Annotated in this window: 9 protein-coding genes; 2 read left to right on the top strand and 7 right to left on the bottom strand. The window is 72.6% G+C overall.

The window, feature by feature from the left end:
• Window positions 1–3: 3 nt before the first annotated feature.
• From AC1VWI_RS39925 to AC1VWI_RS39900, 6 genes are all read right to left on the bottom strand, one after another.
• Window positions 4–921 (bottom strand): LysR family transcriptional regulator, encoded by a 918-nt coding sequence (locus AC1VWI_RS39925; RefSeq protein WP_499515936.1) that lies wholly within the window; start codon window positions 919–921, stop codon window positions 4–6.
• A gap of 271 nt (window positions 922–1,192) precedes the next feature.
• Window positions 1,193–2,032: a formate dehydrogenase accessory sulfurtransferase FdhD gene (gene fdhD / locus AC1VWI_RS39920; RefSeq protein ID WP_499515935.1), complete on the bottom strand. Its 840-nt coding sequence runs from the start codon at window positions 2,030–2,032 to the stop codon at window positions 1,193–1,195.
• Complete coding sequence (locus tag AC1VWI_RS39915) at window positions 2,020–4,314, bottom strand: FdhF/YdeP family oxidoreductase (RefSeq protein ID WP_499515934.1); 2,295 nt, start codon at window positions 4,312–4,314, stop codon at window positions 2,020–2,022. The genes fdhD and AC1VWI_RS39915 overlap by 13 nt, the downstream gene beginning before the upstream one ends.
• A gap of 289 nt (window positions 4,315–4,603) precedes the next feature.
• A complete protein-coding gene (locus tag AC1VWI_RS39910; protein WP_499515933.1) occupies window positions 4,604–6,997 on the bottom strand; it encodes a SpoIIE family protein phosphatase in 2,394 nt (797 codons plus the stop codon).
• A gap of 74 nt (window positions 6,998–7,071) precedes the next feature.
• Entirely contained in the window at window positions 7,072–8,049 is a 978-nt protein-coding gene (locus AC1VWI_RS39905; protein ID WP_499515932.1) for a WGR domain-containing protein, read from the bottom strand.
• A gap of 65 nt (window positions 8,050–8,114) precedes the next feature.
• On the bottom strand, window positions 8,115–8,663 hold the full coding sequence (locus AC1VWI_RS39900) for a GNAT family N-acetyltransferase (protein ID WP_499515931.1): 549 nt from the start codon (window positions 8,661–8,663) through the stop codon (window positions 8,115–8,117).
• Between the two features lie 122 nt (window positions 8,664–8,785).
• On the opposite strand from AC1VWI_RS39900, the gene AC1VWI_RS39895 reads away from it, so the two are divergent.
• Together AC1VWI_RS39895 and AC1VWI_RS39890 are read left to right on the top strand one after the other, a co-directional pair.
• On the top strand, window positions 8,786–9,505 hold the full coding sequence (locus AC1VWI_RS39895) for an SDR family oxidoreductase (protein ID WP_499515930.1): 720 nt from the start codon (window positions 8,786–8,788) through the stop codon (window positions 9,503–9,505).
• 60 nt (window positions 9,506–9,565) lie between these two features.
• Window positions 9,566–10,036: a winged helix-turn-helix transcriptional regulator gene (locus tag AC1VWI_RS39890; RefSeq protein WP_499515929.1), complete on the top strand. Its 471-nt coding sequence runs from the start codon at window positions 9,566–9,568 to the stop codon at window positions 10,034–10,036.
• A 15-nt stretch (window positions 10,037–10,051) separates the two neighbouring features.
• Here the strand turns inward: AC1VWI_RS39890 and AC1VWI_RS39885 are convergent, their stop codons facing one another.
• On the bottom strand, window positions 10,052–10,462 hold the full coding sequence (locus AC1VWI_RS39885) for a DUF3662 domain-containing protein (protein ID WP_499515928.1): 411 nt from the start codon (window positions 10,460–10,462) through the stop codon (window positions 10,052–10,054).
• Window positions 10,463–10,664: the final 202 nt, after the last annotated feature.

Genomic DNA, 10,664 nt, shown 5'->3' with positions numbered 1-10,664 from the left:
GTCTCACTTCATCCGGGGAAGCGACTCCAGGGGCTTGAGGTCGGCGTGCTGCGCGGTGGCGACCAGCGCCTGCACCATGACGGACTCGGGATCCCGGCGGAAGGCGACCAGCCCTATCTCGGCAGCCCGGGCGGGCTCCACCATCGGGACCGCCCGCACCCCGGGCGGCACTCCCAGGGCATGGATCCACGCCAGAGGGGCGATCCCGGCCCATCGCCCGGGCACGACGTGCGCGATCAGCGAGGCGAACGAGTCGGTCTCCACCCTCGCCGTCGGTTCGGCCCCGGCCGCGGCGAAGAGGGCGTCCATGGTGCGCCGTCCCCGCATGGTCGATGTGAGCAGGCACAGTGGCAGGGCCGCCGCCTCCGCCCAGGTCGCCGTCGCGCCGCCGGCCGGGGCCCACGAGGCGTCGGTGAGCAGTGCGTACTTCTCCCGGTACAGCGGCACGGTGCGAAAGGCGGCGCGCACCTCGTCGTCCAGGTAGGTGACGGCGGCGTCGAGGGTGAAGTCCCTGAGCATCGTGAGGATGTCACTCGACGTCAGGTCGTTCACGATGTGCGCGGTGAGCAGCGGGTGCCGCGTGCACAACGGGTCGACCAGGCGCGGCACGGCGGTGGCCGCGCTGGGCACGACGCCGATGCGGATGCGGCCGCTCAGTCCGGTGCGCATGGCGGCGACCTCGCCCTCCATGGCGTCCCGGTCGGCCAGGATCTGCCGCGCCCACACCACGACGCGCTCGCCCTCGGCGGTGAGTCCGTCGAACCGCCGGCCCCGCTGGATCAGCGGGACCCGCATCTCCTCCTCCAGCTTGCGGATGCCCTCGGACAACGAGGGCTGGGACACCCCGCAGCTCTGCGCGGCGCGGGCGAAATGCCCCTCCTGCGCCAGGGCCACCAGGTATTCGAGCTGCCGGAAGAGCACGGCTGAGCACCTCTCAGGATTCCGCCGGCCGGGAGACGCGTCGGACCTGTTCCCGGGTTCCGAGCTGTATACCAAGTCGCTCCCGGCGGGCCGACGGCGCCCGCCTCCGCGAAGTGCCCGGAGCGCTCGTGTTCCCAGTGAACCGGTGAGTGCCGTGCGCGGCGAGTCGAGGATGCGGTCACGGCGCCACCGGGCGCGGAACGGGTGCCGCCCGGCGGGCGGCACCCCTGGCGCACGCCCTTGCGCACGCACCGCCGGGCGACGCTCCGCGTCAGGCGACGGGCTGGGTCACGCGCAGCCGCTCGGCGCCGGTGTACACGTTCGCCGAGCGGCCGCGCAGGAAGCCCACCAGGGTCATCCCCGTCTCGTCGGCCAGGTCCACGGCGAGGGAGGACGGCGCGGACACCGCGGCCAGCACCGGGATGCCCGCCATGGCCGCCTTCTGCACGAGTTCGAAGGACGCCCGCCCGCTCACCATGAGCACGGTGCCCCGCAGCGGCAGCAGCCCTTCCTGCAGCGCGTGGCCGACCACCTTGTCGACGGCGTTGTGACGGCCCACGTCCTCACGCAGGCACAGCATCTCGCCGTCCGTCGTGAACAGCCCGGCCGCGTGCAGCCCGCCCGTGCTGTCGAAGACCCGCTGCGCCGCCCGCAGCCGGTCGGGGAGGGTGAAGAGCACCTCGGAGCCGATCTGCGCGTCGTCGCCCGCCACGCTCCAGTGCTGCGTGGTCCGCACCGCGTCCAGGCTCGCCTTGCCGCACAGACCGCAGGAGGAGGTGGTGTAGAAGTTGCGCTCCAGGGAGAGGTCCGGGAGGCGCACACCAGGGGCCAGGACGACGTCGACGACGTTGTAGGTGTTGCCGCCGTCGTCCGTGGCACCGGCGCAGTAGCGGATGCCCAGCACGTCGTCCGGACCGTGGATGACGCCCTCGCTGACGAGGAAGCCCACCGCGAGGTCGAAGTCGCTGCCGGGGGTGCGCATGGTGACCGTCAGCGCGCGGCCGCCGACCCGGATCTCCATCGGCTCCTCGGCGGCCAGCGTGTCCGAGCGGTGCCCGGGCACCCCGTCCCTGATCCGCAGCACCCGCCGCCGCGCGGTCACCCGGCCCATGCCGCCGCCTCCAGTCGTACGACGACGGCCTTGGAGGTGGGGCAGTTGCTGACGTCCGCGACGCTGTCCAGCGGGACCAGGACGTTGGTCTCCGGATAGTAGGCGGCGGCCGACCCCCGGGAGGTGGGGTAGGGCACCAGGCGGAAGGACTCGGCCCGGCGCTCGCTGCCGTCGGTCCAGATGCTCACCAGGTCCACCATCTGCATCTCGGTGAGCCCCAGGGCCGCGATGTCCTCGGGGTTGACCATGACGACCCGGCGGCCGCCCTGGATGCCGCGGTAGCGGTCGTCCATCGCGTACGGGATGGTGTTCCACTGGTCGTGCGACCGCAGGGACTGCAGGATGAGGTGGCCCTTCGGTGCCCGCGGCATCTCGAAGTCGTTGCGGGTGAAGACGGCCTTGCCGCTCGGCGTCCGGAAGGTCATCGCGTTCACCGGGTTCGGCAGCTGGAAGCCGCCCGGTTCGGCGACGCGCCGGTTGAAGTCCGCGAACCCCGGGACGACCCGGGAGATCCGGTCCCGGACGGTGCCGTAGTCGGCCTCGAACTCCTCCCAGCCGATCGCCGGGGAATCGCCGAGCGTGGCCCGGGCCAGCCGGGAGATGATCGCCACCTCGCTCAGCAGGTCGGGGGAGGCGGGCGCCAGCTTGCCGCGGGAGGCGTGCACCATGCTCATGGAGTCCTCGACGGTGACGAACTGCTCGCCGCCGGCCTGGACGTCCCGGTCGCTGCGGCCCAGGGTGGGCAGGATCAGTGCGGTGTCACCGCACACGGTGTGCGAGCGGTTGAGCTTGGTGGAGATGTGCGCCGTCAGCCGGCAGCGGCGCATCGCCCGCTCCGTGACGTCGCTGTCGGGGGTGGCCCGGATGAAGTTCCCCGCCACCCCGAGGAAGAACTTCGCCTCGCCGTCGCGCATGGCACGGATGGCGTCGACGGAGTCGTGGCCGTGCTTGACGGGGGGTGTGAAGCCGAACTCCCGTCCCAGGGAGTCGAGGAAGCTCTGCGGCATCTTCTCCCAGATGCCCATGGTGCGGTCGCCCTGGACGTTGCTGTGGCCGCGCACCGGGCACGCCCCGGCGCCGGGCTTGCCCAGGTTGCCGCGCAGCATCAGGAAGTTGACGATCTCGCGGATGGTCGGCACACCGTGCTTCTGCTGCGTGACGCCCATGGCCCAGCAGACGATGACGCTCTTGGCCGCCAGGACGCGCTCGTGGACCTGCTCGATCTCCTCGCGGGTCAGGCCGGTGGCCGTCAGCACGTCGACCCAGGAGGTCTTGCGGGCGTGCTCGGCGAACTCCTCGAAGCCCGTGCTGTGCTCGCGGATGAAGTCGTGGTCCAGGACCGTGCCGGGAGCGGCGTCCTCGGCCTCCAGGAGCAGGAGGTTCAGCGCCTGGAAGAGGGCGAGGTCGCCGCCCGCGCGGATGTGCAGGAACTGGTCGGCGATGACCGTGCCGCGGCCGATGACGCCGCGCGCCTTCTGCGGGTGCTTGAACCGCATCAGCCCGGCCTCGGGGAGGGTGTTGACGGCGACGACGCTTCCGCCGCCCCGCTTGGTCTCCTCCAGTGCGGACAGCATGCGCGGGTGGTTGGTGCCGGGGTTCTGTCCGACGACGAAGATCAGGTCGGCCTCGTGGATGTCGTCCAGGCTGACGGTGCCCTTGCCGACGCCGAGGGTCTCGTTCATCGCGGCGCCGCTGGACTCGTGGCACATGTTGCTGCAGTCCGGCAGGTTGTTGGTGCCGTAGGCGCGGGCGAAGAGCTGGAGGAGGAAGGCGGCCTCGTTGCCCACGCGTCCGGAGGTGTAGAACAGGGCCTCGTCCGGGGAGTCCAGGGCCCGCAGCTCCTCGGCCATCAGGGCGATGGCCTCGTCCCAGGAAATGGGCTCGTAGTGCTCCGCGCCCGGCCGCTTGACCATCGGTTCGGTGAGTCGGCCCTGCTGGTTGAGCCAGTAGTCGGACTTGCGGCCCAGTTCCTCGACGGTGTACCGCTCGAAGAACTTGCGCCGTACGCGGTGCGACGTCGCCTCGTCGTTGATGTGCTTGGCGCCGTTCTCGCAGTACTCGTTCATGTGCCGCTTGCCCGGTGCCGCCTCCGGCCAGGCACAGCCGGGGCAGTCGATGCCCTTGGCCTGGTTGACGTTCAGCAGGGTCAGCATGGTCCGGCGGGGCGAGGTCTGGCTCAGCGAGTACCGCAGTGCGTGCGTGACCGCGGGGAGACCGGTCGCCCATGTCTTGGGCGAGGTGATCTCCAGGTGCTCGTCCGTTGGGTCCTCCAGAGCGCTCATGCCTGCCCTGCCTTCCCGGCTTCCAACACCGCGGAAACCGCCGCGAATACCGATCCGCGCAAAAGCTAGACCCGCTTCACCGGCCCGTCAAAGAGGCCGTTCCTTTTGCTTGATAGGCGGCGCCGATCAAGCAAAACCAGCGGCTGACTCCCTGCTCGTCGCGGCACTGCACGCATCCGGGGGAACGCGGCGAGAAAGCCGGCGCAAAAAAGCGTCCCGCCATCCGGGGATTTCCCCGGGGACGTCCGTTCCGCCGCCCACGAGAATTCAGGGCCGGCTCCGCGCCCCTCTAGACGGCGATGGTCTGCTCGGTCCAGATGGTCTTGCCGCGCTCCCGGTAGCGGGTGCCCCAGCGCTCGGCGAACTGGGAGACCAGCAGCAGGCCGCGCCCGCCCTCGTCGGTGGTGCGGGCGTGGCGCAGGAAGGGTGCGGCACTGCTGGTGTCGGAGACCTCGCAGGTCAGCGCGCGGTCGCGGATGAGCCGGAGCTGGATGGGCGGTGCCGCGTACCGGATGGCGTTGGTGACCAGTTCACTGACGATGAGTTCGGTGGCGAAGCACTCGTCGTGCAGGGCCCACGCCGCGAGCTGACGTGTCGTCAGCGTCCGGGCGGTGGCCACGGCGGCGGGGTCGCACGGCAGGTCCCAGGTGGCGACGGAGTCGGAGCCGAGCGGCCGGGGGCGGGCCACGAGCACAGAGGCGTCGTGGTCCGGGTCCGCGGGGACCAGGGCGTCGGTGAGCAGCAGGCTCATGTCCTGGGGGGAGTCGCAGGGCGTGGCCAGCAGCCGTTCGAACTCCGCCCGGCCGGTCCCCTCCGGGTGGCTCTGCAGGAGCCCGGGGGTGCGGAGCACCAGCATGCATCCCGCGGGCAGTTCCAGGGTGGCCATCTCGAAGGACGGCCCGGGGCGGCCGAGCGGTTCGCCCGCGGGGGCGTCCGGGATCCGCACGGTGTGGTCGGGGTGGACGACCGCCGGCGGCGGATGGCCCGCCGAGGCCATGGTGCTCTGCCGGGTCACGGGGTCGTAGACCATGTAGAGGCAGGTGGCCCCGACCGGGGAGCCCGAGCCCGCGCCCTCGTGCTCCTGGGCGAGGTTGCGCACCAGGTCGTCCAGGCGGGCGAGGACCTCGTCGGGGGCCTGGTCCAGGTTGGCCAGGGTGTGCACGGCCGCCCGGAGCCGGCCCATGGTGGCGGCGGTGCGCATGCCACGGCCGGGGGTGCTGCCGCTGACGAGGGCGACGCGTGCGCCGGGCAGCGGGATGACCTCCGTCCAGTCGCCGCCGGCACCGGAACGCACCAGGTGGTGGGCCCACTCCACGGCGCTGGGCGCGGGCAGCCGCTGGGGCAGCATGCCGCGCTGCAGGGCGAGGACGGCGTTGCGTTCACGCACGTAGCGGTGGGCGTTGTCCAGCGCCATCGCGCCGCGGCCGGCGAGGTCGACGGCGAGCGTGAGGTCGTCGTCCTCGAAGGGGCCCAGGTCCGGGTCCCACCGGTGGAAGGTGACCAGGCCCAGCACGCAGTCGCGGACCAGCAGCGGCACCACCATCAGGGAGTGCACCCGCTCCTCCAGGATCCTGCCGCCCCGCACGGGGTCGTCGCCGATCCACGCGCTGTCCTGGCTGAGCCGGGGGACGAGGCGCGGCTCGTGGTCGGCGAGCACCTGCAGGGCGGGCGAGCCCACCAGGTGGGTGCTGACCGCACCCGTGGTGTACGCCCCGGTCCGGCCGCAGCGGGCGGAGGTGGCGGCGCGCCGCAGCCCGGTGTCGTCCGCGACCGGCCCCGCCGCCATCTCCTCGCCCCCGAGGAGGGGGGCCAGCAGGTCCACGTTCACGCAGTCGGCGAGTACCGGGACGCCCACCTCGGCCAGTTCCTGCGCCGTGCGGATCGGGTCCAGGGTGGTGCCGATCCTCCGTCCCGCCTCGGCCATCAGGGCCAGGCGCGCCTCGGCGAGGTGGCGTTCCGTGACGTCGACGACGGCGTCGGCCACGCCGAGGATGCGGCCGTCCTCCGACTCGAGCCGGAAGGCGGACGCCGAGTAGACGTGCTCCTTGGCGGGGTCGCCCGGCGGACGGCCGCGCTTCTCGAACGAGATCGCGGCCTCCCCGGTCCTGAGCACCCTGTTCATCACGCGCTCGGCGAGCTCGGCGCTGAAGTCGGGCCAGACCTCCGTGGGTCGCCGCCCGAGGGCGAGTTGCGACCGGTGGTCGTTCATGCCCTCCGCCGCCGGGTTGAACCGCATCAGCCTGAGCTGCGGGTCCAGCACGAACAGCCCGATGGGCGAGCGGGTGAACAGTGCCTCGAGGAGGGCGCGGTCGACGTCCGGGGAGAGGCCCGACACCCCTGTCAGCAGGTCGACGGTCAGGCGCGGGCCCGTCCCGTCGTCGCGCACGGCCCGCAGGCTCGGCCGGCAGGCCACCGTCCACCCGTCACGGTGCCGGAGGAGGACGCATCCGGGCCCGGCGCACGCGCCGGATCCGGCGTCGGCGGTGCCGGGGGCGGGGACGGGGGCGAGCAGGTCCAGCGCGGGCCGGCCGAGCACGTCGTCCGCCGGGTGGCCGAGGAGGGATTCCGCCTCCGGGCTCCATGCGACGACCGTGCCATGGGCGTCGATCACCATCCGCGCCGCCGTGCGCCCCGCCGGCTCCTCGCGCCCTTCGCCGCGTTCCCGCGATGCCCAAGTGCCCATGACCGTCCCATCACGTTCCGGTCCTCAGGTTCCCAGTCTTGCGCAGGCGGGCGAGGTCACCACTCGGGGCCGCCTCAGCCGTGCAGGAAGGCCGTCACCTCCGCGAGGGACGGGACCTCGGCGGGTGTGAAGCGCCGGGTCTCGCCGCGGAAGGAGCGCACTTCCAGCCGGCTGCCGGGGTCCGCGCCCGGCAGTGCCGCCAGGAGGGCCTGGAGATCGGCGGCGCCGAACACCTTGAACGTCCGTGTCCGACGGTAAGGGGACGGCTGGACGTCGAAGCGGAGGTCCACGACCGGTTGCGGCCGGCGGGCCCAGTCGGCGTACGGCAGCGAGCCGTGTCCGTGGATCCGCGCGTCGACCAGGACCTCGGGATCCGCGTCACCGATCTCGCAGTCGAAGACCGGGAAGGCCGCGGCGACGCGGTCGGCGATGGCGGGGTAGGCGACGCAGCCCCGTCCGAGGGCCGGTGCGCAGAACAGCGCGTGGCTGAACGCCCCGACCGGCTCCGGCAGCGGCACCTTGTGGTGGGAGCGCCCGTCGAAGGCAAGGTCGCGACGGGTACGGACGAAGTCCAGGAAGGCGGACACCGCCGCGGCGTCACTCCGGTCGGACCGCACGGTGAAGCGGACGGCGCTGCGTCCGTCGTCGCGCAGGACCACGTACTCGTGGAAACCCGCCGGCCGCCCGGGCGCGAGCACACGGCGGTACACCTGCTCGAAGCCCTCGACCGGCAGGTACTCCAGGGCCGGGGCGTGCGGCCGGGCGTGCGGGCGGGCGCCCGCCCGCAGCACGTCGAGGACCTTCGCCTCCGGGTCGGGTCCGGCGTCGTCCTCCGGCGGGTCGACCTCCACGAAACCCTTCCGCAGCCACTCGCCGGCCTTGCGCGCGGCGTGGCGCCGGGCGTGCTCCTCGTCGTCGAGCGTCGAGGTGCTCCCCTTGCCGTTCGCGCCGACGGAGCCCAAGCGCAGGAAGCAGCGGATCCCCTCCTGACGGATCTCCCGGTACTCGGTCCTCCCGGCCACCGGGGCCTCGAACCGCCGCCACCTCGTCATCCGTGTCCGTCCTCCGGCGTCCGCGGCGTCGCCCGTGCGCTGTACGCCGCCTCCCGGCGGCCATGTTAGGGCGCCCCGACCGGGGCGCCCGCCGTGATCCGGTACAGCACGTTGGGGCGCAGCGGCCCTTCGGGGGCGGTGGGGTCCTCGAAGTCGCCGGCGTGGTCGCGGGTCATGCCGATGCGGCGCATGACGGCCTGGGAGCGCAGGTTCCCGGCCGTCGTCACCGCGAGGATCTCGGCGAGCCCGAGGGTGCCGAAGCCGAAGCCCAGGACGGCCAGGGCCGCCTCGGTGGCGTAGCCCCTGCCCCAGGCCGCACGGGCGAGGCGCCAGCCGATCTCCACTCCCGTGAACGGCAGGCCGTCGTCCACCCGGTCCAGGCCCGCGAAGCCGGCGAACCCGCCGGTCGCCCGGATCTCGACCGCCCACCAGCCGTAGCCGCGCTCGTCGAATTCGGCCAGGAACCGGGCCACGGACGCGTCGCTCTGCTCCCGGGTCAGCGGCTCCCCCAGGTGCTCCCGCACCTCGGGGTCGGCGTTCATCGCCGCCCAGGGCTCGAGGTCGCGGTCCTGCCAGCGGCGGAGGATCAGGCGTTCGGTGCTCAGTTCGGTCACGCCCCCCAGCCAACGGCAACCGCGGCCCCGGGGCAAGGTCATTTCCCGGCTGAGTTGCTTTTCGGAATCCAGCTGACCTAGATTGGAGACACCTACTCAGCCCAAGGGAACGAGCGCTCCTCATGGACATCAAGAACTCCGTCGCCGTCGTGACCGGCGCCAACCGCGGCCTCGGCCGCCACCTGGCGACCCGGCTGCTCGACCGGGGCGCCGCCAAGGTCTACGCCGGCGTCCGCAACCCCGACGCCCTCGACCTGCCCGGCGTGGAACCGCTCCGGCTGGACATCACGGACCCCGAGTCGATCGCCCGGGCGGCCCGGACCGCCTCCGACGCCACCCTCGTGATCAACAACGCGGGCATCAGCACCCACGTGGGGCTCGCCGAGGGGAACATGGCCGACATCCGCCTGGAGATGGAGACCCACTTCTTCGGCTCCCTGGGTGTCACGCGGGCCTTCGCGCCGGCGATCACCGCGAACGGCGGCGGAGCCGTCCTCAACGTCCTGTCCATCCTGTCCTGGATCCACCTCCCGGGATACGGCGGCTACAGCGTGGCCAAGGCCGCCGAGCTGGCGATGACCAACGTCCTCCGGCAGGAGCTCGCCCCGTCCGGCATCGACGTCACCGCGCTCCACGTGGGCTACATGGACACCGAGATGGCCGACTACGTCGACCCCTCCGACAAGGTGGACCCCGCATGGGTGGCGGAGCTGGCCCTGGACGGCATCGAGCAGCGGGCCCTGGAGGTCGTCGTCGACGACCGGAGCCGCGGCGTCAGGGCCGCACTGTCCGGCGGACTCGAACTGCTCTACCCGGGTCTGCCCGCACCGGCGGCCCGCTGACCGGCGCACGCCGCGGGAGCAGCTGAATTGGAAATGTCAATCCAGAGGTACATTGGAGGCATGTCCAGCGCCAAGGCCACCGGCAAGGAGGAGACCGTCTGCTCGATCGCCCGGACCCTCGAGGTCGTCGGCGACAAGTGGACGCTGCTCGTCCTGCGTGAGGCGGCGATCCGGGGGGTGACGCGCTTCGCGGACTTCCGCCGGGAGCTCGGCATCGCGCCCGATCTGCTGACCGGGCGCCTGGGCTCGCTCGTCGACGAGGGGATCATGGAGAAGCGGCCGTACCGGGAACCGGGCAGCCGGACCCGGTACAGCTACCACCTGACACCGGCGGGCGAGGAACTGCGGCTGATCCTCGCGGCGCTCCAGCAGTGGGGCGACACGCACCGGACCCCCGCGCGGGGGCCGAGCCACCTGCGGCGCTCGGCGGACGAGGGCCGCCCGGTCAGCGTCGCCTTCGTCGACGACGCCGGCACCGTGCTCCCGCCGGAGGGCGTGGAGTTCACCCCCTCGCAGGGCGTCGCCCGCTGACCGCGCCACCCTGGCTCACGACCACCCGGGCGCGATCCGGGCGAGCGCGTCCGCGCGGATCCGGCTCATGGGCCTGCTGCTCACCCGGTAGCGCCCGTTGGGCACCTCGGCGGACCGGACGATGCGTACGGTGACCGGGCCGGCCCACTCGTAGCCGCGCCGGTCGGCGTGGCGCAGCAGCGAATCCGTCAGCGCCTCCCCCACGCGGGCCCGGTGCGGGATCAGCTCCCGGTGCGGGGCGTCGGCCAGCTCCACCGTGTACACGTTCGGCACCACCACGCGGCTCGAACTGCACACCACCGCCCGTTCGTCGCACTCCCGGCGCAGGGCGTCCACCAGTTCCACCGGATCACGGTGGATCAGCTTCGCCACCAGCACCTGTTCCCAGCCCTCGATCACCCGTTCCCATCGTTTCAGTGCTCCCATGACGATGCGCCTGCCCGGGGCCCGGGCCGTGATGCGGCCGCGGCCACCCCATCAGCCGTACCGGGTCGATTCCGGCCACCGGACCCGGCACCCCCGTGGGCCCCGGGGCCACCGGCCGATCAGCGCCCCGTCGCCCGCATGCCGCGGGCTCTGGAGTGGCGAGGTGTCAGATCCGTCCATAGCGTCTGTTTTCGGCTGATCA

The sequence above is a fragment of the Streptomyces sp. TOM-9 genome, from assembly GCF_056858595.1.
This window is presented reverse-complemented; position numbering and strand designations above follow the sequence as displayed.

What these genes read in the sequence shown, in the direction of transcription:
- AC1VWI_RS39910 (WP_499515933.1), bottom strand. Translation starts at nt 6,997, where the DNA reads ATGGGCACTTGGGCATCGCGGGAACGCGGCGAAGGGCGCGAGGAGCCG.
- AC1VWI_RS39905 (WP_499515932.1), bottom strand. Translation starts at nt 8,049, where the DNA reads ATGACGAGGTGGCGGCGGTTCGAGGCCCCGGTGGCCGGGAGGACCGAG.
- AC1VWI_RS39885 (WP_499515928.1), bottom strand. Translation starts at nt 10,462, where the DNA reads ATGGGAGCACTGAAACGATGGGAACGGGTGATCGAGGGCTGGGAACAG.
- AC1VWI_RS39890 (WP_499515929.1), top strand. Translation starts at nt 9,566, where the DNA reads ATGTCCAGCGCCAAGGCCACCGGCAAGGAGGAGACCGTCTGCTCGATC.
- AC1VWI_RS39895 (WP_499515930.1), top strand. Translation starts at nt 8,786, where the DNA reads ATGGACATCAAGAACTCCGTCGCCGTCGTGACCGGCGCCAACCGCGGC.
- AC1VWI_RS39915 (WP_499515934.1), bottom strand. Translation starts at nt 4,314, where the DNA reads ATGAGCGCTCTGGAGGACCCAACGGACGAGCACCTGGAGATCACCTCG.
- fdhD (WP_499515935.1), bottom strand. Translation starts at nt 2,032, where the DNA reads ATGGGCCGGGTGACCGCGCGGCGGCGGGTGCTGCGGATCAGGGACGGG.